This window comes from Janthinobacterium glycogeni, assembly GCF_051380725.1.
In the GTDB taxonomy this organism is placed as follows: Bacteria; Pseudomonadota; Gammaproteobacteria; order Burkholderiales; family Burkholderiaceae_D; genus Janthinobacterium.
Window position 1 is genome coordinate 1,078,333 of sequence record NZ_JBNYXP010000001.1, and the last position, 24,063, is coordinate 1,102,395.

20 protein-coding genes and 1 other RNA gene are annotated in these 24,063 nt (G+C 63.3%); 9 read left to right on the forward strand and 12 right to left on the reverse strand.

Translation table 11 applies throughout. The annotated features are described in order from the left end of the window. Positions 1-6: 6 nt before the first annotated feature. Positions 7-1,206 carry an HlyD family secretion protein gene (locus tag ACQ4W4_RS04985; protein WP_436541002.1) on the reverse strand — a complete coding sequence of 400 codons (1,200 nt, stop codon included), beginning with the start codon at positions 1,204-1,206 and terminating at the stop codon, positions 7-9. A 144-nt stretch (positions 1,207-1,350) separates the two neighbouring features. On the opposite strand from ACQ4W4_RS04985, the gene ACQ4W4_RS04990 reads away from it, so the two are divergent. Beyond that, positions 1,351-2,070, forward strand: a complete 720-nt coding sequence (locus tag ACQ4W4_RS04990; protein ID WP_436541003.1) for a TetR/AcrR family transcriptional regulator — start codon at positions 1,351-1,353, stop codon at positions 2,068-2,070. A gap of 23 nt (positions 2,071-2,093) precedes the next feature. Here the strand turns inward: ACQ4W4_RS04990 and ACQ4W4_RS04995 are convergent, their stop codons facing one another. From ACQ4W4_RS04995 to aceE, 4 genes are all read right to left on the reverse strand, one after another. Next, the gene (locus ACQ4W4_RS04995; RefSeq protein ID WP_436541004.1) at positions 2,094-3,263 is read right to left on the reverse strand and encodes a hypothetical protein; all 1,170 of its coding nucleotides are present in this window, start codon (positions 3,261-3,263) and stop codon (positions 2,094-2,096) included. A 453-nt stretch (positions 3,264-3,716) separates the two neighbouring features. Beyond that, positions 3,717-5,498, reverse strand: coding sequence for a dihydrolipoyl dehydrogenase (lpdA, locus tag ACQ4W4_RS05000; RefSeq protein WP_436541005.1), 1,782 nt, complete (start codon positions 5,496-5,498; stop codon positions 3,717-3,719). 10 nt (positions 5,499-5,508) lie between these two features. After that, a complete protein-coding gene (gene aceF / locus ACQ4W4_RS05005) occupies positions 5,509-7,179 on the reverse strand; it encodes a dihydrolipoyllysine-residue acetyltransferase (RefSeq protein WP_436541006.1) in 1,671 nt (556 codons plus the stop codon). 94 nt (positions 7,180-7,273) lie between these two features. Further along, positions 7,274-9,970, reverse strand: coding sequence for a pyruvate dehydrogenase (acetyl-transferring), homodimeric type (aceE, locus tag ACQ4W4_RS05010; protein WP_070289208.1), 2,697 nt, complete (start codon positions 9,968-9,970; stop codon positions 7,274-7,276). 917 nt (positions 9,971-10,887) lie between these two features. On the opposite strand from aceE, the gene folD reads away from it, so the two are divergent. The 5 genes from folD to ACQ4W4_RS05035 all read left to right on the forward strand — a co-directional run bounded on the left by folD (position 10,888) and on the right by ACQ4W4_RS05035 (position 16,155). Beyond that, positions 10,888-11,733: a bifunctional methylenetetrahydrofolate dehydrogenase/methenyltetrahydrofolate cyclohydrolase FolD gene (folD, locus tag ACQ4W4_RS05015; protein ID WP_034786559.1), complete on the forward strand. Its 846-nt coding sequence runs from the start codon at positions 10,888-10,890 to the stop codon at positions 11,731-11,733. Positions 11,734-11,780: 47 nt separating this feature from the next. Beyond that, positions 11,781-13,850, forward strand: coding sequence for a M3 family metallopeptidase (locus tag ACQ4W4_RS05020; protein ID WP_436541007.1), 2,070 nt, complete (start codon positions 11,781-11,783; stop codon positions 13,848-13,850). Positions 13,851-13,855: 5 nt separating this feature from the next. Continuing rightward, positions 13,856-14,281, forward strand: coding sequence for a DNA polymerase III subunit chi (locus ACQ4W4_RS05025; protein ID WP_436541008.1), 426 nt, complete (start codon positions 13,856-13,858; stop codon positions 14,279-14,281). Continuing rightward, positions 14,278-14,640, forward strand: a complete 363-nt coding sequence (locus tag ACQ4W4_RS05030) for a DUF2486 family protein (protein ID WP_436541009.1) — start codon at positions 14,278-14,280, stop codon at positions 14,638-14,640. Before ACQ4W4_RS05025 ends, ACQ4W4_RS05030 begins: the two co-directional genes overlap by 4 nt. Positions 14,641-15,012: 372 nt before the next feature. Next, positions 15,013-16,155: a branched-chain amino acid ABC transporter substrate-binding protein gene (locus ACQ4W4_RS05035; RefSeq protein WP_436541010.1), complete on the forward strand. Its 1,143-nt coding sequence runs from the start codon at positions 15,013-15,015 to the stop codon at positions 16,153-16,155. A 91-nt stretch (positions 16,156-16,246) separates the two neighbouring features. On the opposite strand, the gene ACQ4W4_RS05040 is transcribed toward ACQ4W4_RS05035, so the two are convergent. Then, the gene (locus tag ACQ4W4_RS05040; protein ID WP_436541011.1) at positions 16,247-17,152 is read right to left on the reverse strand and encodes a LysR family transcriptional regulator; all 906 of its coding nucleotides are present in this window, start codon (positions 17,150-17,152) and stop codon (positions 16,247-16,249) included. Between the two features lie 91 nt (positions 17,153-17,243). Here ACQ4W4_RS05040 and ACQ4W4_RS05045 point away from each other — a divergent pair, with 91 nt between their 5' ends. Then, positions 17,244-18,251, forward strand: a complete 1,008-nt coding sequence (locus ACQ4W4_RS05045) for an NAD-dependent epimerase/dehydratase family protein (RefSeq protein ID WP_436541012.1) — start codon at positions 17,244-17,246, stop codon at positions 18,249-18,251. Between the two features lie 20 nt (positions 18,252-18,271). Here ACQ4W4_RS05045 and ACQ4W4_RS05050 read toward each other — a convergent pair whose 3' ends face one another. Both ACQ4W4_RS05050 and ilvD read right to left on the reverse strand, forming a co-directional pair. Next, entirely contained in the window at positions 18,272-18,583 is a 312-nt protein-coding gene (locus tag ACQ4W4_RS05050; RefSeq protein ID WP_070221905.1) for a c-type cytochrome, read from the reverse strand. 220 nt (positions 18,584-18,803) lie between these two features. After that, on the reverse strand, positions 18,804-20,675 hold the full coding sequence (gene ilvD, locus ACQ4W4_RS05055; protein WP_436541013.1) for a dihydroxy-acid dehydratase: 1,872 nt from the start codon (positions 20,673-20,675) through the stop codon (positions 18,804-18,806). A gap of 173 nt (positions 20,676-20,848) precedes the next feature. Between ilvD and ACQ4W4_RS05060 the strand changes: the two genes are divergently transcribed. After that, complete coding sequence (locus ACQ4W4_RS05060; protein WP_436541014.1) at positions 20,849-21,760, forward strand: LysR family transcriptional regulator; 912 nt, start codon at positions 20,849-20,851, stop codon at positions 21,758-21,760. Between the two features lie 79 nt (positions 21,761-21,839). Beyond that, entirely contained in the window at positions 21,840-22,667 is an 828-nt protein-coding gene (lgt, locus tag ACQ4W4_RS05065) for a prolipoprotein diacylglyceryl transferase (protein ID WP_436541015.1), read from the forward strand. A 5-nt stretch (positions 22,668-22,672) separates the two neighbouring features. On the opposite strand, the gene ACQ4W4_RS05070 is transcribed toward lgt, so the two are convergent. The 4 genes from ACQ4W4_RS05070 to ACQ4W4_RS05085 all read right to left on the reverse strand — a co-directional run bounded on the left by ACQ4W4_RS05070 (position 22,673) and on the right by ACQ4W4_RS05085 (position 24,059). Beyond that, positions 22,673-23,137: an EVE domain-containing protein gene (locus ACQ4W4_RS05070; RefSeq protein ID WP_436541016.1), complete on the reverse strand. Its 465-nt coding sequence runs from the start codon at positions 23,135-23,137 to the stop codon at positions 22,673-22,675. Between the two features lie 115 nt (positions 23,138-23,252). Beyond that, positions 23,253-23,430, reverse strand: a non-coding RNA gene (gene ssrS, locus ACQ4W4_RS05075) — 6S RNA. A gap of 54 nt (positions 23,431-23,484) precedes the next feature. After that, positions 23,485-23,796, reverse strand: coding sequence for a cell division protein ZapA (locus ACQ4W4_RS05080; protein ID WP_034747344.1), 312 nt, complete (start codon positions 23,794-23,796; stop codon positions 23,485-23,487). Further along, on the reverse strand, positions 23,796-24,059 hold the full coding sequence (locus ACQ4W4_RS05085; protein ID WP_034786548.1) for a hypothetical protein: 264 nt from the start codon (positions 24,057-24,059) through the stop codon (positions 23,796-23,798). Before ACQ4W4_RS05085 ends, ACQ4W4_RS05080 begins: the two co-directional genes overlap by 1 nt. Between the last annotated feature and the right edge of the window lie 4 nt (positions 24,060-24,063).

Genomic DNA, 24,063 nt, shown 5'->3' on the forward strand with positions numbered 1-24,063 from the left:
GGAAGCTTAGCGGCTGGTGGTCTGGGCGGCTGGCGCGGCCGCGTGGCGCGGGGCCTCGGCCTTGTCCGACGCGGGCTGGTTCACTTCCACTTCGGCGATCACCGACATGCCCGGCACCAGGCGGCCGTTCATGGCCTTGATGTCTTCCGGCTGGAAGACGATTTTCACGGGCACGCGCTGGACGATCTTGGTGAAGTTGCCGGTGGCGTTATCGGCCGGCAGCAGGGCGAATTGCGCGCCCGAGGCAGGCGCGAAGCTGTCCACGGTACCCACCAGTTTCTTGCCTGGCATGGCGTCGATCGTCACGTGCACGCTCTGACCGCGGTGCAGGTCGGCCAATTGGGTTTCCTTGAAGTTGGCGGTGACCCAGACGTTGTCCTGCACGATGGCCGTCAATTGCTGGCCAGGCTGCACGCGCATGCCCGTTTCCACGTTGCGCTTGCCGATGCGGCCGGCGACGGGCGCCAGGATGCGGTTGTATTGCAGCTGCTGTTCCGCATCCTTCAATTGCACGCGCAGCACGGCCACTTGCGCCTTGGCCACGTCGCGCGCGGCTTGCGCCGCACCGATCTGCGCCTTGGCGGCGGAGGCGCTGTCGCGGCGGGCGGCCAGGTCGGCCACGGCGCTCGAGCGGGCCGCATTGGCGGCGTCCAGTTCCGCTTTCGAGACGGCTTTCATCTGGCTCGTGTACAGCTGGCCATAGCGCTCCGCATCCTGTTTCGCGCGCAGCAGTTGTGCATCGGCCTGCGCCACTTGCGCCTGGGCGGCGCTCGCCTGCGCCTGCACCTGGGCGATCTGCGCATCGGCCTGCAGCACTTGCTGCTCGGCGCTGGCGATCTGCGCGGCGATCTGCTCGGTTTTCACGCGCTGGTCGAAGGGATCGAGTTCGGCGATCACATCGCCCTCTTTCACGATCTGATTGTCGTCGATGAAGACCTTGGTGACGACGCCGGAAATGCGCGCCGAGACGGGATGCACATGACCGGCCACATAGGCGTTTTCCGTTTCCACGAAATAGTGGCTGCGGTACCACATGCGCGCGCCGGCGCCCAGGGCGACCAGGACGATCAGGCCGGCGATGATTTTCACGCGGTTGTTAGGTGGGGCGGAGCTGGCGGAAGCGGCGGGCGTGGAAGGTGCGGCCGGGGCCGCGGGTGGGACGGCGCTCAGCACCTTGTGCTCTGCTTGGCCTGGCTGGTTGGACATACTCGCTCCGAAAATGAAATGATATAGGTTCATTATTGGGCAAAGAAAAGCCAAAGTCAAGAAATGAAACGATTGCATTTCATTTTAATTTGCACTACAGTGTGAGCCATCACTTACCTTTCCACTTATAAAGAGACCCAGACCATGTCCGATCCCGGCCTCAGCGACACCTTGCCTACCGATACAGAATCCGACGACGCCGCCCAGGAGCTTTCCTGCTGCGGCAAGCCAGCCGGCCGCCCGCGCGCGGCCGACATGGAAGCGCGCATGGACAACCTGCTGCACACGGCCGGCTGTTTGTTTCTGGAAAAAGGGTATGGAAAGGTGAGCCTGGAAATGATCGCCCGCGAAGCCCATGTGGCCGTGCGCACGATTTATGTGAAATTTGGCGGCAAGTCGGGACTCTTCAATGCCGTGGTGGAATTGCGCCGCGCCGCCTACTTCTCGACCATGCCGGCGCTGGAAACGGATATGCGGCCCCTGGCCACCATCCTGGGTGAGTTCGGCCTGCTGTTCGTGCAACTGGTTACCATGCCGGCGGCGATCCGCCTCAATCGCATGGTGGTGGCCGAAGCGGCCACGCACCCGGAACTGGCGGAAACATTCTACAAGGTGGGGCCGGGGCAGACGCGCGAGATGCTGGTCAAGTTTTTCAGCCGCCCCGACATCGCGCCCCTGTTCCGCGCGGAACTGACGCCCTCCATGCTGGCGCTGCACCTGCTCAATTGCCTGCTGGGCGACCAGATGTCGCGCCTGCTGTTTCCGCCACAGGCGCAACCGGACGTGGCGCAATTGCGCGCAAAGGTGGCGGTCAGCCTCGACCTGTTCCTGCGCGGCACCCTGCGCCAGCCGCTGGCGGGCTGACGCGGGACGGCTGGCCGCGGAAGTCAGCCAGGACGGCTGCAGTCTTCCGGCAACGCCGTTTTGGCATGGTCGTCGCTCAAGCCCATCGCGCGCAGGAAGGGCTGGGCCGCCGACGCGCCATCGAGAGCGAGTGAAGACTCACTGCCATCGTAGCGCTCCGGGCCGTAGCGCATCAGGTCGAACGAGGTTTCAAAGCGTTGCGCCAGGAAATACGTGCGGAAGTAATCGAAGGAAAACGCCACCTGGCCATCGTCCCGCGCCAGCAAGCCATGCGCATACAGCGGCGCCAGCCAGTCCCCGGCCACCATGCTCCAGCCCTTCACGCCGCAATAGTCGCTGGCAAAACGCTCGAGTTCCGCCTCGCTGAGGAACACGCTCTTGGCTTCGAACATCACGAACGCCAGCTCGATGAGGAATTCGCGCGCATCGGCAGCGACGCCGGCGTCCTCGTGCCGCTGCGCGCCCGCCTTGCCCAGCAGGCCATCGAGATAGACGCGATCGCCTGCCAGCTGCGGCAGCAAGGTGGCAAACACATACTCGGCATCCACCGACCCCGTTTCCTGGCCGTTCGGCGTGTACAGCACCGACAGGGCGAAGTTCTTGCTCACGTCATCGAACTCGCGCAGCGACACCGTCCACTGCGTGCCTGCCCCGCCGCCATCGGCCGCACCCGTGCCGAACTCAAGCACGGAAAACGCCGCCATCTGGCCATTCGCGCCGTACAGGCTGCCGGGATTGCTCTTGTACAAGATGCCCAGCGACTTCATCAGCGAACTGGCATCGCCCGTATGCTGATGGCCATGGAACACGGCGTGGACATTCTTGTAGTGCGCGCGCTGCTCGGCACTGGCGTGCTCGTCGGCGGAGAAAAAGCTGAAGCCGGCATCGCCCAGCGTCGCCGCGGCGACACCCTGCGCGCGGCTGCCCGGCACCAGGTAGAAACGCGCGCCCGGCAGGCTGGCCGCCTGCAGCAAGGGGCGCAGGAAGTATTCGTAGACGTACACGGGCGTCGTGCCGGCACAGGCGTCCGGCGCCACCAGCTGGCCCGTGAAGAAAATCGCATCGATCCTCTTGCCCGCCGCCAGGATAGCGGCCACATCCTGGTACAAGGCATGCAGCATCACGGCTTGCTCTTGCTCATCAGCCCTGCGCAAACGGACATCGGCGATATGGAGGGCGGTAAATTCTTTCATCGTTGCAAACCTTCTCAGTACAGCGGAACTTGACCGACTCCCACGCTGGCAACATTCCTGGAAAAATCACACGCTTCCATAGAAGCAAAACATGGTTACAGACCGCCATTCTGCCATTTTTTCCATACGGCAATACTCACCAATTTTCACATGGTGCCGCCGTGCCACGTTTTTTACCATACTGAAGGTCAAGAGAAATAAAAAAACCCGGGAACACGTCCCGTTTTTTGTACTGAAAGTTAATTTTTTATCAGCGCTTGCGCGGGGGCAAGTCCGTGCACACGCCTTCGTCCACTTCGGTGCGCTTTTGCCAAGCTGCCGATCGACTCGCCCAGGGTCGGGTGCGGGTGCGGGTGCCGACGCTGCCGCCGCCGGTGAGGTATTTAATCGTATTTGGACAATAAAAAACCCCGCAATCGCTTGCGGGGTTTTGAGTGTCACAGCGCTACAGCATCAACGCTTGCGCGGCGGCGGCAAGTCCGTGCATACGCCTTCGTAGACTTCGGCCGCCATCCCGATCGACTCGCCCAGGGTCGGGTGCGGGTGGATGGTCTTGCCGATGTCGGTGCCGTCGCAACCCATTTCGATGGCCAGCGCGATTTCGCCGATCATGTCGCCCGCATGCGTGCCGACGATGGTGCCGCCGATGATGCGGTGCGTTTCAGCGTCGAACAGCAGCTTGGTGAAGCCTTCGGCGCGGCCGTTGGCCACGGCGCGGCCGGAAGCGGCCCACGGGAAGTGGCCCTTCTCGACCTTGATGCCCTTGGCTTTGGCTTCGTCTTCCGTGATGCCGGCCCATGCCACTTCCGGATCCGTGTAGGCGACCGACGGGATCACCTTGACGTCGAAGTGCGACTTCTGACCGGAAGCCGCTTCCGCGGCCACGTGGGCTTCATGCACGGCCTTGTGCGCCAGCATCGGCTGGCCCACCAGGTCGCCGATGGCGAAGATGTTCGGCACGTTGGTGCGCATCTGGCTGTCGACTTCGATGAAGCCGCGGTCGGTGACGTTCACGCCGGCCTTGTCGGCAGCGATCTTCTTGCCGTTCGGGCTGCGGCCCACGGCGACGAGCACCAGGTCGTAGACTTGCGGCGCCGGTGCCGTCGCACCCGCTTCGGCCGCTTCGAACGTGACCTTGATGCCTTCCGGCAACGCCTCGACGGCGACCGTCTTGGTCTTGGTCATGATGTTATCGAAGCGCTTCTCGTTGAACTTCTGCCACACCTTGACGGCGTCGCGGTCCGCGCCCTGCATCAGGCCATCCATCATTTCGACCACGTCGATGCGCGCGCCAAACGTGGAGTACACGGTCGCCATTTCCAGGCCGATGATGCCGCCGCCGATGACCAGCATGCGTTTCGGGATCTGGCGCAATTCCAGCGCGCCCGTCGAATCGACGATGCGCGGGTCTTCCGGCACGAAGGGCAGCTTCACCACGGACGAACCGGCGGCGATGATCGCCTGCTTGAACTGCACGACCTTTTTAGAACCGTCGCCAGCCGTCACTTCGATGTGGTTCGCGGACAGGAACTGGCCCACGCCGGTGACGACTTGCGTCTTGCGCGCCTTGGCCATGCCGGCCAGGCCGCCCGTCATGTTCGAGATCACGCCTTCCTTGTACTTGCGTACCTGGTCGATGTCGATCGTCGGCTTGGCGAACGTCACGCCCGTGTTGGACATGTGCGCCGTTTCATCGATGACGGATGCCACGTGCAGCAGCGCCTTCGACGGGATGCAGCCCACGTTCAGGCACACGCCGCCCAGGGTGGCGTAGCGCTCGACGATGACGGTGCTCATGCCCAGGTCGGCCGCGCGGAACGCCGCCGAGTAGCCGCCGGGACCGCCGCCCAGGACCATCATGTCGACGTCGATGTCGACCTGGCCGCTGTAATTGCCGGCCGGGATGGCGGCGACAGGTGCCGCCGGTGCCGCAGCCGGTGCCGCAGCGGCTGCAGCAGGCGCAGGAGCGGCCGTAGGAGCTGCCGCAGCCGCGCCTTCGGATGCTTCCACCACCAGCAGCGCGCTGCCTTCGGCGATCTTGTCGCCGACCTTGACTTTCAATTCCTTGACAACGCCCGCGTGGGTCGACGGAATCTCCATGCTGGCCTTGTCCGATTCGACCGTGATCAGCGACTGGTCCACCTTGATGGTGTCGCCCACCTTGACCATCAGTTCGATGACTTCGACTTCCTTGAAGTCGCCGATATTCGGTACTTTTACCTCTACTGTGCTCATCAATCGCTCCTTACAGCAGAATTTTGCGCATGTCGGCCAGGACTTCGCCGAGGTACACGGAGAATCGCGCGCCCATCGCGCCATCGACCACGCGGTGGTCGTAGGACAGCGAGGTGCCCATCATCAAACGTGGCTGGAAGGCCTTGCCATCCCATACCGGCTTGATCGAGGCTTTCGACAGACCCAAAATGGCCACTTCCGGCGCATTGACGATAGGCGTGAAGTGCGTGCCGCCGATGCCGCCCAGGGACGAAATCGTGAAGCTGGCGCCCTGCATGTCGGCCGGTTTCAGCTTGCCTTCGCGCGCCTGCAGCGACAGTTCCGTCATTTCGCGGGCGATCTGCGAGACCGACTTCTGGTCCGCGCCCTTGATCACCGGTACCACCAGGCCGTTCGGCGTGTCGGCAGCGAAGCCGATGTTGTAGTACTGCTTGAGGATCAGGTTCTCGCCCTTGGCGTCGAGCGACGCGTTAAACGCGGGGAATTTCTTCAGCGCGGCGACGGAGGCCTTGATGACGAAGGCCAGCATGGTCAGCTTGGCCGCATCCTTGTTCTTCGCATTGGCCGCGTTGGTGTCGACGCGGAACGCTTCCAGGTCCGTCACGTCCGCTTCGTCGAACTGCGTGACGTGCGGGATCATGACCCAGTTGCGGTGCAAATTCGGACCCGAGATTTTCTTGATGCGCGACAGCGGCAGCAATTCGGTCGTGCCGAATTTGCTGAAGTCCAGCGACGGCCATGGCAGCAGGTCCAGGCCCACGCCCGAACCGCCTTTGGCAGCGACCGGCGCGTTTGGCGCGGCAACGGCGCCCGACATCACGCCCTTGACGAAGTTCTGCACGTCTTCCTGGGTGATGCGGCCCTTCGGACCGGAACCGCCAACCAGCGCCAGTTCCACGCCCAGTTCGCGCGCGAACTTGCGGATCGATGGCGACGCGTGCGCCAGCTTGCCGTTCACGGCAGGCACGGCGGCAGGTGCTGCGGCAGGTGCGACCGGCGCCGAAGCGACGGCGGCCGCAGGCGCGGCGGCAGCTTGCGCGGCCGGTGCAGGCGCGGCGGCAGGGGCGGCAGCGGCAGGAGCGGCAGCGCCGCCGGTCGTTTCCACGACCAGCACCAGACTACCCTTGGCGACCTTGTCGCCGACCTTGACCTTCAATTCTTTCACGACACCGGCGTGGCTCGACGGGATTTCCATGCTGGCCTTGTCCGATTCGACCGTCAGCAGCGACTGGTCGACCTTGATCGTGTCGCCGACCTTGACCATCAGTTCGATGACTTCGACTTCCTTGAAGTCGCCGATATCGGGCACGGTCACGTCGACCAGGGCCGGCGCGCCGGCAGGGGCGGCAGGCGCAGGCGCGGCCGCAGGAGCGGCGGCGGGGGCAGCTTCAGCTGCAGGTGCCGGGGCGGCAGCGGCGGCTGGCGCAGGGGCCGAGGCGTCGTCCGCCACTTCCAGCAGCAGGACCAGCGAACCTTCGGCGATCTTGTCGCCCACGTTGACTTTCAATTCCTTGACGACACCGGCGTGGCTCGATGGAATTTCCATGCTGGCCTTGTCCGATTCGACGGTAATGAGGGACTGGTCGACCTTGACCGTGTCGCCTGGCTTGACCATCAGTTCAATGATCTCGACTTCCTTGAAATCGCCGATATCCGGGACTTTGACTTCCACAATGCTCATAGCTTGCTCCGTTATTTTATTTGTCAGATGGACCCGCACACACGCCAGGGCGGCACTTTCGCACCGCCCTGGCATCATCGGGTCCGCACAACGATTACTGGGTCACCGGATTCGGTTTGTTCGCGTCGATGCCGTACTTGGCAATCGCCTGCTCCACCACCGACACGTCGATCTTGCCTTCGTCAGCCAGCGATTTGAGCGCGGCCACGGTGACATAATAACGGTTCACTTCGAAGAACTCGCGCAGCTTGGCGCGGCTGTCCGAGCGGCCAAAGCCATCGGTACCGAGCACTTTGTAGGTGCGGCCCTTCGGCATGAAGGCGCGGATCTGTTCTGCAAATGCGCGCATGTAGTCGGTCGTGGCGACGATCGGGCCGTCCGTGTCCTGCATCAGCGACGTCACGTACGGCACGCGCTGCTGTTTCGACGGGTTGACCATGTTCCAGCGTTCCGCATCCTGGCCATCGCGTGCCACCAGGGTGAGCGACGGCGCCGACCATACGTCCGCGGCCACGCCCCAGTCGTTTTCCAGCAATTCAGCGGCGAAGATCGATTCGCGCAGGATGGTGCCGCAACCGATCAGCTGTACGCGCAGCTTGGCGTCAGCCTTGCCTTCCTGCAGCTTGTACATGCCTTTCAGGATGCCTTCTTCCTGGCCTGGCTTGATGCCTGGCTGGGCGTAGTTTTCGTTCATGATCGTGATGTAGTAGAACACATCTTCCTGGTTGGCGATCATGCGGCGCAGGCCGTCCTGGATGATGACGGCGACTTCATGGCTGAAGGTCGGGTCGTACGGCATGCAGGTCGGGATGGTCGCGGCGAAAATATGGCTGTGGCCATCTTCGTGCTGCAAGCCTTCGCCGTTCAGGGTCGTGCGGCCGGCCGTGCCGCCCATCAGGAAGCCGCGGGCGCGCATGTCGGCCGACGCCCATACCTGGTCGCCGATGCGCTGGAAGCCGAACATCGAGTAGAAGGTGTAGAACGGGATCATGATGCGGTCGTTGGTCGAATACGACGTCGCCGCGGCGATCCACGAGCTCATGCCGCCCGCTTCGTTGATGCCCTCTTGCAGGATCTGGCCGGCCTTGTCTTCGCGGTAGTACATGACCTGGTCCTTGTCGACCGGCTCGTACAACTGGCCTTTCGGATTGTAGATGCCGATCTGGCGGAACAGGCCTTCCATGCCGAAGGTACGCGATTCATCGACCAGGATAGGCACGACGCGCTGGCCCAGGTTCGGGTCTTTCAGCAGGGTCGAGATGACGCGCACGAAGGCTTGCGTGGTCGAGATTTCACGGCCTTCAGGCGTGGCTTCCAGCACGTTCTTGAACGCGTCCAGGCCAGGCACGGGCAGGGTTTCTTCCGACTTCTGGCGGCGCTGCGGCAGGTAGCCGCCCAGGGCCTTGCGGCGCTCGTGCAGGTAGACCATTTCCGGCGCGTCGTCGGCTGGCTTGAAGAACGGGATGTCGGCCAGCTTGTCGTCAGGAATAGGCAGCGAGAAGCGGTCGCGCATTTCGCGGATGGCTTCATCGTCCAGTTTTTTCGTCTGGTGCGCCGTGTTGCGCGCTTCGCCCGACTTGCCCATGCCGTAGCCCTTGATGGTTTTCACCAGCAGGACGGTAGGCTGGCCCTTGTGTTCCTGGGCGATCTTGAAGGCCGCGTAGATCTTGTGCGGATCGTGACCGCCACGGGTCAGGCGCCAGATGTCGTCATCCGTCATGTTGGCAACCATTTCCAGCAGCTTCGGATGCTTGCCGAAGAAGTGCTTGCGCACGTAGGCACCGTCTTTCGCCTTGTAGTTCTGATATTCGCCGTCAACGGTTTCCATCATCACGCGCTGCAGGATGCCTTCCTTGTCCTGTGCCAGCAGGGCGTCCCAGCCCGGGCCCCAGATGACCTTGACGACGTTCCAGCCGGCGCCGCGGAATTCGCCTTCCAGCTCCTGGATGATCTTGGTGTTGCCGCGCACAGGGCCGTCCAGGCGCTGCAGGTTGCAGTTGACCACGATGACCAGGTTGTCGAGCATGTCGCGTGCGGCCAGGCCGATCGCGCCCAAGGACTCCGGCTCATCCATCTCGCCATCGCCGCAGAAGGCCCAGATCTTGCGGTTGTCGGTTTTCGCGATGCCGCGTGCGTGCAGGTATTTCAGGAAGCGCGCCTGGTAGATCGCCATGTGCGGGCCCAGGCCCATCGACACGGTCGGGAACTGCCAGAAGTCAGGCATCAATTTAGGATGCGGGTACGAGGACAGACCCTTGCCGTCGACTTCCTTGCGGAAGTTCAGCATTTGCTCTTCCGTCAAACGGCCTTCGAGGAAGGCGCGCGCGTAGACGCCGGGCGAGGAGTGGCCCTGGATGTACAGCAGGTCGCCGCCGTGGTCGGCCGTCGGCGCGTGCCAGAAGTGGTTGAAACCGATGCCCAGCATGTTCGCCAGCGAAGCGAACGAGGACAAGTGGCCGCCCAGGTCGCCGTCGGCGCGGTTGGCCTTGACGACCATGGCCATGGCGTTCCAGCGCATCCACGAGCGCAGGCGCTCTTCGTATTCCAGGTTGCCGGGACAGTGTGCTTCTTGCTTGGTGGGGATGGTATTGACGTAGGCGGTGGTGCTGGAGAACGGGATCTGGGCGCCGCGGCGGCGGGCCAGGTCAACCATGCGCTCCATCAGGTAATGCGCGCGTTCCGGACCTTCATTTTCCAGCACGGCTTCGAGCGCGTCCAGCCACTCCTTGGTTTCCTGCATATCCGGGTCGGTGCCGATCTGTGTCGTTACCTGGTTCAGTTGAGCTGACATCTGTTGAGTCTCCTTTGTGAACGCCCCACCCCGATTTTCCGGATCGCTGTCGGACGGTATTTCGCTGATTATTTACTATTAAGTCGGTTTAGTGTGGGGATTCTAACAGCGTATTTACTATTTTTCAAATTACGATATAGCATTTCATATTATGAAATTACCCTATGAAATTTATGCTGCACTGCCGCAAATTCTGCCCGGAAATTAGGATGATCAAAGTGCCAAAAACGGCGCCAAGAGAACCGAAGGCCCTTGCGCTCCCTAGGCCACCAGCACACCAGAAAAACGCATTAACGCCGCAGTCGTCGGCACAGGCATACCGGGCCAAGCGGGCCTGAAAAATGTCGAGTGCAAGGCGCGGCGACGCAGACAGTACGCCAGTACGGCAAGGAGCCGCAACGCCGCCATCGGCATTTTCTCAGGCTCGCGTCTCTGGCCCGCATTTATGCCGGGCCAGGCGGGCCTGAAAAACGTCGAGGGCAAGGCGCGGCGACACAGACAGTACGCCAGTACGGCAAGGAGCCGCAACGCCGCCATCGGCGTTTTCTCAGGCCTGCGTCTCTGGCCCGCTTTTATGCCGGGTCAAGCGGGCCTGAAAAATGTCGAGGGCAAGGCGCGGCGACACAGACAGTACGCCAGTACGGCAAGGAGCCGCAACGCCGCCATCGGCATTTTCTCAGGCCCGCGTCTCTGGCCCGCTTTTATGCCGGACCAAGCGGGCCTGAAAAACGTCGAGGGCAAGGCGCGGCGACACAGACAGTACGCCAGTACGGCAAGGAGCTGCAACGCCGCCATCGGCATTTTCTCAGGCCCGCGTCTGTGGCCCGCTGTTGTGACGGCTTTGCATAGCCAAAACCGCCCCTTTGCGCCGCCCGGCTTTATAATCTGTCTTTTCCCTCCCACACAGCCTCCCTACCATGCCAGCACAACTGATCGACGGAATCGCCCTCTCCCAAAAACTGCGCAGCGAGATCGCCACGCGCGCCGCCGCCCTCACGGCCAAGGGCACCCAGCCCGGCCTGGCCGTGATCCTCGTCGGCGAAGACCCGGCCAGCCAGGTGTATGTCCGCAACAAGGTCAAGGCGTGCGGCGACGTGGGTTTCCACTCGGTGCTGGAAAAATATGAAGCGGACCTGTCCGAAGCCGACTTGCTGGCGCGCATCGCCAGCCTGAATGCCGACCCGGCCATCCACGGCATCCTCGTGCAGATGCCCTTGCCCAAGCACATCAACCCGCACAAGGTCATCGAAGCGATCGCCACGACGAAAGACGTCGACGGCTATTCCGTGCTGAGCGCCGGCGAACTGATGACGGGCCTGCCCGGCTTCCGCCCTTGCACGCCGTACGGCTGCATGAAACTGATCGAAAGCACGGGCGTCGACTTGCGCGGCAAGCACGCCGTCGTCATCGGCCGCAGCAACACGGTCGGCAAGCCGATGGCCCTGCTGCTCTTGCAAGCGAACGCTACCGTCACCATCTGCCATAGTGCGACCCCGGACCTGGGCCTGTACACGCGCCAGGCGGACGTGGTCGTGGCCGCCGTCGGCCGCCGCAACACCCTGACGGCCGACATGGTCAAGCCGGGCGCCATCGTCATCGACGTGGGCATGAACCGCGACGATGACGGCAAGCTGTGCGGCGACGTGGATTTTGCCGGAGTGAAAGACGTCGCGTCCCACATCACCCCGGTACCGGGTGGCGTAGGTCCGATGACCATCACGATGTTGCTGATGAATACCGTCGAGGCCGCAGAGCGCGTGTAAAAACACCGGGGCGGCCTGACCGCCCCTTTTAATATATGGAACCGACGATGACTACCAATCCCCTGCTTGATTTTTCCGGCCTGCCACGCTTCGACGCGATCACGCACGAGCATGTCACGCCTGCCATCGATACCCTGCTTGCCCAAGCGCGCGCCACGGTGGCGCAGCTGGAAGCGCCCATGGAAGAAGTCAGCTGGGACAACTTCGTCGCGCCCCAGGACCAGATCGCCGAAACCCTGGGCCGCGCCTGGAGCATCGTCAACCACCTCAACAGCGTGATCGATACGCCCGAGCTGCGCGCCGCCTACAATGCCAACCTGCCCAAGGTGACGGAATTCTGGACCGAGCTGGGCCAGAACGACATCCTGTTCGGCAAATACAAGCAATTGCAGGCGAGCCCCGCTTTCGCCAGCCTGTCGCCGGCGCGCCGGCGCATCGTCGACAATGCCGTGCGCGACTTCCGCCTGGGCGGCGCCGAGTTGCCCGAGGACAAGAAAGAGCGCTTCGGCGCCATCCAGGAAGAACACGCGGCCGTCTCGACGCGTTTTTCCGAAAACGTGCTCGACGCCACGAATGACTACAAGTTGCTGGTCGAGAAAGAAAGCGACCTGGCCGGCCTGCCCGACGACGTGAAAGCCGCCGCGCGCGCCGCCGCCGACAAGGCCGGCAAGCAAGGCTATGAATTCTCGCTGCACTTCCCCTCGTATTACCCGATCCTGCAATTTGCCGACAAGCGCGCGCTGCGCGAAACCATCTACCGCGCCAATGCCACCAAGGCATCGGACCAGGGCGACGTCTTCAGCAAGAAGGACGAGTGGGATAACACGCAGAACATCGTCACCCTGTTGCGGCTGCGCAACGAAGAGGCACAACTGCTCGGCTACGCCAATTTCGCCGAAGTGTCGCTGGTCTCGAAGATGGCCACCTCGCCCGCGCAAGTCATCGCCTTCCTGGAAGACCTGGCCAAGCGCGCGCGTCCGTTCGCCGAGAAGGACCTGGCCGAACTGAAGCAATTCGCCCGCGAAGAGCTGGGCATCGACGAACTGCAGGCGTGGGACGTGCCGTATGCCTCCGAAAAGCTGCAGGAACGCCGCTACGCGTTCTCGGCCCAGGAAGTCAAACAATATTTCCCTGAACACAAGGTGATCGACGGCCTGTTCCGCCAGATCCAGAACCTGTTCGCCGTCGAGGTCAAACTGGATACGGCACCCGTCTGGCACCCGGACGTGCGCTTCTACCGCATCGAGCGCGACGGCCAGCTGGTCGGCCAGTTCTACCTGGACCTGTATGCGCGCGCGGGCAAGAGCGGCGGCGCCTGGATGGACGACGCGCGCGGCCGCCGCGCCGACACGCAACACGTGCAAACGCCGATCGCCTATCTCACCTGCAACTTCACGGAACCGGCCGTGGTCGACGGCAAGGCACAGCCTGCATTGTTCACCCACGATGAAGTGATCACCCTGTTCCACGAATTCGGCCACGGCCTGCACCATATGCTCACCGTCGTCGACGAGCTGGGCGTGTCGGGCATTGCCGGCGTCGAATGGGATGCCGTAGAACTGCCGTCGCAATTCATGGAAAACTTCTGCTGGGAATGGGAAGTGCTCGAACACATGACGGCGCACGCCGTCACGGGCGCGCCGTTGCCGCGCGCGCTGTACGACAAGATGCTGGCAGCCAAGAATTTCCAGTCCGGTCTGCAAACCCTGCGCCAGGTGGAGTTTTCCCTGCTCGACATGCATTTGCACTATGACTATGACGCCGGCACGGGCCAGAGCGTGCAGCAGCTGATCGACGGCGTGCGCGCCAGGTTTGCGCTGATCATCCCGCCCGCCTTCAACCGCTTCCAGAATTCCTTTGGGCATATCTTTTCCGGCGGCTACGCGGCCGGCTACTACAGCTACAAATGGGCCGAGGTGCTGTCCGCCGACGCCTATGCGGCGTTCGAGGAAGCCCGCGCGCTGGGACCGGCCGCCACCACGGCGGCAGGCAAGCGTTATCTGCAGGAAATCCTGTCCGTCGGCGGCTCGCGCCCCGCGCTGGAATCGTTCACGGCCTTCCGCGGCCGCGAACCGTCGATCGACGCCCTGCTGCGCCACAGCGGCATGGCCGCTTGACCGTCATGAGCCGCGTCGATTTTCACAGCAACGTGCCCGACAAGCTGGCCTACGCCTGCCGCCTGGCACGCAAGGCCTACATGGCCGGCAACAAGGTCGTCGTGCTGGTGGCTGACGGCGCCCAGCTCGACGCCCTGAACAGCGCCATGTGGACCATTTCCGCCACGGACTTCCTCCCGCATGTGCTGGCCGGCGATCCGCTGGCGGCGCAAACGCCCATCATCCTGACCGATGACGCGGCGGCCGAGCTGCCGCACCACGACATCCTCGTCAACCTGTCGCAGTTGCCGCCCGCCAATTACGCGCAATTCCAGCGCGTCTTCGAGATCGTCTCCATGGATGAGCAGGATGCGCAGGCAGGCCGCCAGCGCTTCCTGCACTACCGCCAGCAGGACGTGCAGCCGACGCATTTCGTGGCGGGTAAAGCATGAACCAGCCGCCATTCGACCAGGGCATCCCCCTGCTGACGGAGGTGCTGCTGGGACCGGAAATAGCTCCCGCCATCCCGGTAGAGCCTGCTGTCGCGGCACCGCCGGCATTGCCGCCAGCGGTGGCGCAACCCGACTGGGACGCCATCGAACAGCGGCTCACACAGCGCATCCTGCATCAGGTGCAGGGCAAGATCGACCATCTGCTGGAAGAGCGCATCGCCCATGTCCTGCAGACGGCCCTGCAAAACGCCCTGATCGGCATGCGCGGCGCCCTGCGCGAAGACTTGCAGCAATCGCTGGAACAGATCGTGGCGCATGCCGTCAGCCATGAATTAGGTCACCTGCACCCACCCGCATAGCCCTGAGCAGTCGGCTTACGCGCTGCGCGCTAACCCGACCTACGCACCTACATCCGCCCGCGCAGTAGCTGCATGTCCGTCTGTCGGTGGGACCATTTCACCCACCGGCAAAAATCCGGGGTCAGACCCGACGGGTCTGACCCCGGCATTCCCCCTACACCTTTCCCCCTCCCAACGCCATTCTTTGGTGCGCTCGCGCCTGCGAAATCGGTGCATCGCTCCTCACTTTGGTGATTGTTGCGACAAAATGCAAAAAGCCCGAAATGCGGCTTTGCGCCGCCTGTTTTTTGTTGTACCTTTCTTCACACGCACCGCCTGTCGAAGCGGTTTTTCACGAGACGCCGCCGTATCTTTATCCATTGGAGAATGTTTATGCTGCTCAAGACCAAAGTCCTTCCTCTCGCCGTCGCCCTCGCCTTTGCCGGCCATGCGGGCGCGCAGGAAATCATCAAGATCGGGCACGTCGCCCCGGTCTCTGGCGCCAGCTCCCACCTGGGCAAGGATAACGAGAACGCGGCCAAGATGGCCATCGAAGATTTGAACGCCAAAGGCTTCAAGATCGACGGCAAAGTCGTGAAATTCGTGCTGGTGCCCGAAGATGACGCGGCCGATCCCAAGCAGGGCACGGCCGTGGCGCAAAAGCTGGTCGACGCCAAGGTCAACGGCGTGGTCGGCCACCTGAACTCGGGCACGACGATTCCCGCCTCGCGCATTTACTTCAATGCCGGCATTCCGCAGATTTCACCGGCCGCCACCAACCCGACGTATACCCAACAAAAGTTCAATACGGCCTTCCGCGTCGTCGCCAATGACAACAAGCTGGGCGGCACCCTGGGCGCGTATGCCGTGGGCAAGCTGCAGGCGAAGAAAATCGCCGTCATCGATGACCGCACGGCCTACGGCCAGGGCGTGGCGGAACAGTTCGTCAAGGGCGCCAAGAAGGCGGCGCCAGGCGTGCAAATCGTCGGCAAGGAATTTACCAATGCCAACGCCACCGACTTCAATGCCATCCTGACCAGCATCAAGTCGAAAAATCCCGACCTGATCTTCTTTGGCGGCATGGATTCCGTGGGCGGCCCCATGCTGCGCCAGATGAAGGCGCTGGGTATCAAGGCCAAGTTCATGGGCGGCGACGGCCTGTGCACGGAACCGCTGGGCAAGCTGGCGGGCGACGCCGTGGGCGAAGACATGGTCACCTGCGCGGAAGCGGGCGGCGTGACGGGCGCGCAGCAAAAAGGCATGGACGATTTCCGCGCCCGCTACAAGCAAAAGTACAATATGGAAGTGCAGCTGTACGCGCCGTACGTGTACGACGCCGTGATGACCATGGCCACCGCCATGGCCGACGCCAAATCGTCGAAACCGTCCGTCTACCTGCCCTTCCTGGCCAAGGTGCACTACCAGGGCGTGACGGGCCCCATCTCGTTCGACGCCAACGGCGACATCAAGGATGGCGCGCTGACCTTGTTCACCTATCGGGATGGCAAGAAGACCAAGATGGAAGTGGTCAAATAATAGAACCTACTGCGCGGCGCGATTTGCGGCCTGCGATGCTCACTGTGCATTCGCACAGCTCCGCTTCTCAGCCACAACTCACATCCGCTCGCTACGGTTCTTGCTGTCCGGCTACATAAGCCAGCAAGCCTTCGGCCAGCGCGTCGAAGGTGGCGCGGCAGCGCAGGCTGCCGCGCAAGTCGGCATGCATGGTGACCCAGGTTTCCATGGGCAGCGAAAACGCTTGCGGCAACACGCGCCGCAGGGCCGGATCGCGCGCCGCCAGCCCCGCCTGGCACACGCCGATGCCGGCGCCCGCGCGGATCAGGGCCAGCTGCGCCAGGTCGCTGTCGCTGCGCCAGGCAAAGTTGTCCCGCGAAAATCCCTGGAAGGCCGCGCCCGCGTTGCGCACGAAGGGGCTCGCCTCGTCGTAACCGATGACGGCATGCCGTGCCAGATCGGCCAGTGCCAGCGGCGTGCCATGGCGCGCCAGGTAATCCGCGTGCGCATGCAGGCCCAGTTCGATATCGCCCACCTTGCGCGCCACCAGCTGTTCCTGGCGGGGGCGCAGCATGCGCACGGCGATGTCCGCTTCCCGGCGCAGCAAATCCTGCACCTTGTTGCTTAATACCAATTCAATGATCAAGTCAGGATGGCGCGCGCGCAGCCGGGCCAATATCGGCGGCAGCACCTCCACGCCCACCACTTCGCTGGCCGCGATGCGCACGGTGCCGGCCACGCCCTGTCCCTGGCTGCTGGCGGCACGCTCCATCAGGGCGGCCGTGTGCTCCATGGTTTCCGCATGGGGCCGCAGCGCCAGCGCCACTTCCGTGGGCAGCAAGCCCAGCTGCGAACGCGTGAACAGGGTCGCGCCCAGCGCCTGCTCGAGCGCGGCGATATGCCGGCCCACGGTGGGTTGCGTGATGCCCAGCGCGCGCGCGGCGCCGGACAGGGAGCCGTGCTGCAGCACGGCCAGCAGCGAACGGTAGTATTCCCAGGCGATGGATGTGGCGGTCATACATAAATGTATAGCTTGTGCTCGATGCTCGTCAATTCCCAATCAGCCTTGCGCGGCAGATACTGGCGCCATCAACCACACGGAGGTCAGGATGGAAAACACGAAAACGGCATTGGTACTGGGCGCCACGGGCGGCATCGGCGGCGAGATGGTGCGCCAGCTCCTGGCGGCAGGCTGGCGGGTACGCGCCCTGACGCGGGGAGAAACGCCATCGCCACGGAGCGATAACATCGAGTGGCTGCGCGGCGATGCGCTGGCGCGCGCGGACGTGCTGGCGGCCGCCAAGGGCTGCGCCGTCATCGTGCACGCCGTCAATCCGCCCGGCTACCGCCACTGGGGCCGGCTGGTGCTGCCCATGCTCGACAACACCATCGCCGCGGCGATGGCCGAGGGCGCCACCATCGTGCTGCCCGGCACCGTGTACAACTTCGGCCCCGACGCCTTTCCTGTATTGGCGGAAGACGCGCCGCAGCATCCGCTCACGCGCAAGGGCGCCATCCGCGTGGAACTGGAAGCGCGGCTGGAACGGGCCAGCACGCAGGGCGCCAGGGTGCTGATCGTGCGCGCGGGCGACTTCTTCGGCCCCCGCGCCGGCAACAACTGGTTTTCGCAAGGGCTGGTGAAACCGGGCCACAGCGTGCGCAGCGTGCTGTATCCGGGCGCGCCCGGCGTGGGCCACCAGTGGTCCTACCTGCCCGACGTGGCGCGCACGATGGTGCAATTGCTGGCCATGCGCGCCACCTTGCCCGCGTTTGCGCGCTTTCACATGGCCGGCCACTGGGACCACGACGGCCGGCAAATGACGGGGGCGATTGTCCGCGTGGTGGCACAGGCGACAGGAACCGCGCCCGCCATCCGGCGTTTTCCGTGGTGGCTGGTGGCGCTGGCGTCGCCGTTCGTGGCGACCCTGCGCGAAATGCGCGAGATGCGCTATCTGTGGCAAACGCCTTTATCCTTGGACAATGCGCGGCTGCTGGCCTTGCTGGGCCAGGAGCCCCATACGCCGCTCGACGAGGCGGTGCGGGCGACATTGGAGGGCATGGGCAATCTGCAACAGGCGACGGACAAAAAAAACGCGCCGGGATTGCCGGCGCGCTAATTGCAGTACTGCGGCACAGATTATTTCTGTGCCAGTACCCATTTAACCAGGGTGTGGGCTTCCGCATCGCTCACTTGCGGGTTGGCTGGCATCGGGATCGCGCCCCAGGTGCCGGAACCGCCCTTCATGACTTTCGCCGCGAGCTTGGCTTCAGCGTCTTTCTGACCGGCGTACTTGGCAGCCACGTCCTTGAACGCAGGGCCCACCAGTTTCGTGCTCACCGCGTGGCAAGCCATGCAGTTCTTTGCTTTCGCCAGATCCGGATTGGCCAACGCTGCTTGCGATGCCAGAGCCGATACGGTCAATACACTCACCAACATAAAACGTTTCATTGTCTTTTCTCCAAAGTTACTTCCTGCGGCATTTTACTGTGTTTCCGCAGATGCACCACGAGCCCAGATCAAGCGTTTCAATGTAGTAACGCAATGTCGTCAGAAGGCAGTCCTATTCTGCCCCATCTGCGCGCCCATGACCATGTTGTTTGTAAGGCGATGTAACGACGGCCGGCCCCGTCCAGTCAAACGGGGCCGGCCGTCGCACTTATGCAACAAATCAGCGTTTCTGCTTCTTCAGCTGGGAGAGATCGCGCACGGCGCCGCGGTCGGCCGACGTCGTCAGGGCCGCATACGCCTGCAGCGCCTGCGACACATAGCGGTCGCGGTTGACGGGCAGCCAGGCATCATCGCCCTTCGCTTCCATGGCGGCGCGGCGCGCGGCCAGTTCGGCATCCGTCACGCGCAGGTTGATGGTGCGCTCGGGGATGTCGATGTCGATGAAATCGCCCTCTTCCACCAGGCCGATAGCGCCGCCTTCGGCCGCTTCCGGCGAGGCGTGGCCGATCACCAGGCCCGAGGAGCCGCCCGAGAAGCGTCCGTCCGTGAACAGCGCGCACGCCTTGCCCAGGCCCTTGGATTTGATGTACGAAGTCGGGTACAGCATTTCCTGCATGCCGGGGCCGCCTTTCGGGCCTTCGTAGCGGATGATGACGACGTCGCCCTCATGCACGGTGTCTTCCAGGATGGCAGCGACGGCCGCGTCCTGGCTTTCGAACACGCGCGCCTTGCCCGAGAATTTCAGGATGCTTTCATCGACGCCCGCCGTCTTGACGATGCAGCCCTTTTCGGCAAGGTTGCCGTACAAGACGGCCAGGCCGCCATCCTGCGAGTAGGCGTGGGCCTTGTCGCGGATGCAGCCGGTGGCGCGGTCCGTATCGACGGCGGCGAAGCGCTCCGACTGCGAGAACGCCGTCTGCGTCGGCACGCCGCCCGGCGCGGCGCGGAACAGTTCATGCACGGCCGGATCGTCCGTGCACTTGATGTCGTTTTGCGCGATGGCGTCGGCCAGGGTCGGCGCGTGGATGGTCGGCAAGGTGGTGTTGAGCAGGCCGGCGCGCGCCAGTTCGCCCAGGATGCCCACGATGCCGCCCGCGCGGTGCACGTCCTCGATATGGTATTTGTCCGTCATCGGCGCTACCTTGCACAGGCACGGCACCTTGCGCGAGATGCGATCGATGTCGGCCATCGTGAATGCCACTTCCGCCTCGTGCGCGGCGGCCAGCAGGTGCAGCACGGTATTCGTCGAGCCGCCCATGGAGACGTCGAGCGCCATGGCGTTCTCGAAAGCGGCCTTGGTGGCGATGGAACGGGGCAGCACCGAGTAATCGTCCTGCTCGTAATGGCGCTTGGCCAGTTCCACGATCAGACGGCCCGCGCGCAGGAACAGCTGCTGGCGGTCCGAGTGCGTGGCGAGGATGGTGCCGTTGCCGGGCAGGGCCAGGCCCAGCGCCTCGGTCAGGCAGTTCATCGAATTGGCCGTAAACATGCCGGAGCAGGAACCGCAGGTTGGGCAGGCCGAGCGTTCGATCTCGGCCACGTCGGCATCGGAGACGGTGCTGTCGCCCGCCTTGATCATGGCGTCGACCAGGTCCAGCTTGATGATCTTCTGGCTGCCGTTGACGACCTTGACGACCTTGCCCGCTTCCATCGGCCCGCCGGAAATGAAGACGACGGGGATGTTGATGCGCATGGCGGCCATCAGCATGCCCGGCGTGATCTTGTCGCAGTTCGAGATGCAGACCATGGCGTCGGCGCAGTGGGCGTTGACCATGTATTCGACGGAGTCGGCGATCAGGTCGCGCGAGGGCAGCGAATACAGCATGCCGCCGTGGCCCATGGCGATGCCGTCATCGACGGCGATGGTGTTGAATTCCTTGGCCACGCCGCCGGCCGCCTCGATTTCGCGCGCCACCATCTGGCCCAGGTCCTTCAGATGCACGTGACCGGGCACGAACTGGGTGAACGAGTTGACGACGGCGATGATCGGCTTGTCGAAGTCGCCGTCCTTCATGCCGGTGGCGCGCCACAGGGCGCGGGCGCCAGCCATGTTGCGGCCGTGGGTGGTGGTGCGGGAGCGGTATTGCGGCATGATGGGGACCTTCCAAGAGTAATGGGTGCCGGACTGCGCGGGTTTGCAGTAAAACCCTGCATGCAGTGGGGGTACGCCAGATTGCCTTGCGCGCGCCCCACTGTCAAATATATGATGCACGTGTCTGTGAGTCGTTTTACATATCACAGCATTCAATCTGCATGGAAACGCATATGAACCTTGAGCTGCGCCAGTTGCGCTATTTCGTCACCGTCGCCGAGGAATTGCACTTCGGCCGCGCCGCCGCGCGCCTGCACATGACGCAGCCGCCCCTGTCGCAGACGATCATGGCCCTGGAAGAACTGCTGGGCGCACCGCTGTTCGTGCGCACGCGCCGCGAGGTGCAGCTGACGCCGGCAGGCACGGCCCTGCTGCCCGAGGCGCGCCGACTGCTGGCGCAGGCGCTCGATTTGCCCGCGCTGGTGCGGCGGGCCGCGCAGGGCGAGGCGGGGCGTCTGAGCCTGGCCTTTGTCTCGTCGGCCGACTACAGCGTGCTGCCGCCCTTGCTGCGCGCCTACCGGACGGCCTATCCACAAGTGCAGATCGCCCTGCAGGAAGCCACCTCCGACCTGCAGCTCGACGAATTGCTGGCCGGGCGCACGGATGCGGGCCTGCTGATCCCGCCCCTGCCCGAGAAGGCGAAAGGAGAACTCGATTACCTGCCCGTGCTGGCCGAACCGCTGGTGCTGGCCGCGCCATCCGGCCTCGACATATTGAAGTCGCCCGGCCCCGTGCGCCTGCGCGACCTGCCGCCCCTGCCCCTGATCATCTTCCCGCGCGCGATCTCGCCCGCCCTGCACGACGCCATCCTCGGCGTGTTCCGCGCGGCCGGCATCACGCCGCAGATCGGCCAGGAGGCGATCCAGATGCAAACCATCGTCAGCCTCGTCTCGGCTGGCATGGGCATGGCGCTTGTGCCACAATCGGTATCGAATCTGATGCGCCCGGGCGTAGAATACAGGCCGCTGCAGGACGCCACGCCGCTGGTGGAAACGGGCCTGGCCTGGCGCCGCGACAATCCGTCCGCCGTGTTGCAGGGCTTTCTGGCGCTGCTGCGCAGGCAGATAGGCCACCCAGCACGATAAATTAAGTGGCCGCTAAGGCAAAAAACCGCCAGCGCCCCCATACTACGCAACCTTAGCTTTAAACAAAGAAAGAAACCCCATGCTGATACACCCGATGCCCGACCCGATCGCCATACAAATCGGCCCGCTCGCCGTGCACTGGTACGGCCTGATGTATGTGCTGGCCTTCGCCCTGTTCATTCTCCTGGGCAGAGTGCGCATCAAGCAGCCGCATATCGCCGTGCTGGGCTGGAAGAAGGAAGACCTGGACGACATGCTGTTCTACGGCATGCTGGGCGTGGTGATCGGCGGGCGCCTGGGCGAAGTGCTGTTTTACCGTCCCGAATACTTCCTGCACAATCCGCTCGAGATCTTCATGGTCTGGCATGGCGGCATGTCCTTCCATGGCGGCTTCCTCGGCGTCATCCTGGCCATGTATCTGTGGAGCCGCAAGGCGGGCCGCAACCTGTTCGACGTGCTCGACTTCATCGCGCCGCTGGTGCCGCTCGGCTATGCCGCGGGCCGCCTGGGCAACTTCATCAATGCCGAACTGCCGGGCCGCATCGCCCCGGAAAGCCTGCCGTGGGCCATGCAATGGCCGGGCATTCCGTATCCCGTGCACCCGTCGCCGATCTACCAGATGCTGGTCGACGGTATTTTAGTCTTCATCATCCTGTGGCTGTATGCGCGCAAGCAGCGCCCGCGCATGGCCGTGGGCGCCATGTTCACGCTGCTGTACGGCTGCGCGCGCTTTTTCACGGAATACTTCCGCACGCCGGACTGGGAAGTCGTGTGGCTGGGCGTGCCGATCACGTCGGGCCAGATGCTGTCCCTGCCGATGATCGTCGGCGCCATCGCGCTGCTGGTGTGGGCGTATAAAAGCCAGGTGATGGGCACGCCGCCCACCAAGGCCCGCGCGGCCGGATGAACAGCTTAAGCCTGTAACCTGCTTGTAATCACTTTCCATTGCGCCGGCGTCACCGGCGTGATGGACAGGCGGCTGCCCTTCTTGAGCAGCAGCATGTCTTCCAGCTCCGGCATCTGGCGCATCTCGGACAGGGGCAGCAGCGCCGTCTTCTTCAGGCCCCGCACGTCGACGCTGATCCAGCGCGGCTGTTCAGGCGTCGCCTTGGCATCGAAATACTTGCCGCCCTCTTCAAACTGGCTGTGATCGGGATACGCGCCGCTGGCCACTTCGGCCACGCCCGCCACGCCCGGCTGCGGGCAGCTCGAGTGATAGAACAGCACGCCGTCGCCGACCTGCATGCCGTCGCGCATGAAGTTGCGCGCCTGGTAGTTGCGCACGCCGAACCACGGCAGGGTGTGCTGCGGCGCGGCCATCAGGTCATCGATACTCACTTCATCGGGTTCGGATTTCATCAGCCAGTATTGTTTCATGCAGCCTCCGTATCAAAGCGCCAGACGTAAAAAAACGGTTGCGCAGCGATGCGTCAACCGTTTTCAGTTGTACTTACAGTTGTACTTACAGTTGTACTTACAAACGTAATGCAAATTGGGCCCCGCCTGTGCCGCTATGCCGGCATCCCGAACCAAACGGTTCAAGGTGGTCACGTTAGTTCAATTTCGGGTTCGTCGAACGAGCGACGCTCACTCCCATCAAACAAAATTCGCAACCGATGCGCATAAATGGTTCAAGGAATATATGGCAATCGCGAACACCGCAGGGTAGACCCAAGTTTACTCCTTTGATCGCGCATCGCAAAGACAAATCGTCGCGTGCACGCTTAAAAAAGGTTTTCCTGGGGCGTCAGTGCACTGTCCAGGACGGTGTGCATGGCCGAGATTTTCTGCTTCACTTCCAGTATCGTCAGTTCCGACAGCGGACCTTGCGGCGACTTCACGGAGAGGAATTCCGCGGCCACGCCCAGGGCGGCCAGCACGGCGATGCGGTCGTTGCCCTTGACCTTGCCCGCGTCGCGGATGGCTTTCATTTTGCTGTCGAGATAGATCGCCGCTTCGCGCAGCGCGCGCTCTTCGCCGTCGCGGCACACCATGCTGTAGGACTGGCCCATGATATTGACATCGACACGCGGCATTACGCTTCCTTCTCGTTCTCGGCACTATAGGCGCCCGCTTCCGAAGCTGCCTGCTCCAGGCCGGCTTGCACCAGTTCGGGAATTTTTTCCAGCAACGCCTCGACCCGCTCCTGCGCCTCGCGCATGCGCTGCACATACAGGGCGTTCTCGGCGGCCAGCGCGGCATTGTCCTTGCGCAGTTGCGCGTTTTCACGACGCAGCGCATGGGTCATTTCGGCCAGCAGGCCTATTTTGTCGGATAATTCGTTGAATTCGGAAATCATCCCG

Excerpts from the sequence above, each read along its gene's own strand:
- ACQ4W4_RS05050 (WP_070221905.1), bottom strand. The coding sequence starts at position 18,583 with ATGAAACGTTTTATGTTGGTGAGTGTATTGACCGTATCGGCTCTGGCA.
- aceF (WP_436541006.1), bottom strand. The coding sequence starts at position 7,179 with ATGAGCATTGTGGAAGTCAAAGTCCCGGATATCGGCGATTTCAAGGAA.
- ACQ4W4_RS05060 (WP_436541014.1), top strand. The coding sequence starts at position 20,849 with ATGAACCTTGAGCTGCGCCAGTTGCGCTATTTCGTCACCGTCGCCGAG.
- ACQ4W4_RS05030 (WP_436541009.1), top strand. The coding sequence starts at position 14,278 with ATGAACCAGCCGCCATTCGACCAGGGCATCCCCCTGCTGACGGAGGTG.
- ACQ4W4_RS05085 (WP_034786548.1), bottom strand. The coding sequence starts at position 24,059 with ATGATTTCCGAATTCAACGAATTATCCGACAAAATAGGCCTGCTGGCC.
- ACQ4W4_RS05070 (WP_436541016.1), bottom strand. The coding sequence starts at position 23,137 with ATGAAACAATACTGGCTGATGAAATCCGAACCCGATGAAGTGAGTATC.
- ACQ4W4_RS05045 (WP_436541012.1), top strand. The coding sequence starts at position 17,244 with ATGGAAAACACGAAAACGGCATTGGTACTGGGCGCCACGGGCGGCATC.
- ilvD (WP_436541013.1), bottom strand. The coding sequence starts at position 20,675 with ATGCCGCAATACCGCTCCCGCACCACCACCCACGGCCGCAACATGGCT.
- ACQ4W4_RS05025 (WP_436541008.1), top strand. The coding sequence starts at position 13,856 with ATGAGCCGCGTCGATTTTCACAGCAACGTGCCCGACAAGCTGGCCTAC.
- ACQ4W4_RS05035 (WP_436541010.1), top strand. The coding sequence starts at position 15,013 with ATGCTGCTCAAGACCAAAGTCCTTCCTCTCGCCGTCGCCCTCGCCTTT.
- lgt (WP_436541015.1), top strand. The coding sequence starts at position 21,840 with ATGCTGATACACCCGATGCCCGACCCGATCGCCATACAAATCGGCCCG.
- ACQ4W4_RS05080 (WP_034747344.1), bottom strand. The coding sequence starts at position 23,796 with ATGCCGCGTGTCGATGTCAATATCATGGGCCAGTCCTACAGCATGGTG.
- ACQ4W4_RS04985 (WP_436541002.1), bottom strand. The coding sequence starts at position 1,206 with ATGTCCAACCAGCCAGGCCAAGCAGAGCACAAGGTGCTGAGCGCCGTC.
- lpdA (WP_436541005.1), bottom strand. The coding sequence starts at position 5,498 with ATGAGCACAGTAGAGGTAAAAGTACCGAATATCGGCGACTTCAAGGAA.
- folD (WP_034786559.1), top strand. The coding sequence starts at position 10,888 with ATGCCAGCACAACTGATCGACGGAATCGCCCTCTCCCAAAAACTGCGC.
- ACQ4W4_RS04990 (WP_436541003.1), top strand. The coding sequence starts at position 1,351 with ATGTCCGATCCCGGCCTCAGCGACACCTTGCCTACCGATACAGAATCC.
- ACQ4W4_RS04995 (WP_436541004.1), bottom strand. The coding sequence starts at position 3,263 with ATGAAAGAATTTACCGCCCTCCATATCGCCGATGTCCGTTTGCGCAGG.
- ACQ4W4_RS05040 (WP_436541011.1), bottom strand. The coding sequence starts at position 17,152 with ATGACCGCCACATCCATCGCCTGGGAATACTACCGTTCGCTGCTGGCC.
- aceE (WP_070289208.1), bottom strand. The coding sequence starts at position 9,970 with ATGTCAGCTCAACTGAACCAGGTAACGACACAGATCGGCACCGACCCG.
- ACQ4W4_RS05020 (WP_436541007.1), top strand. The coding sequence starts at position 11,781 with ATGACTACCAATCCCCTGCTTGATTTTTCCGGCCTGCCACGCTTCGAC.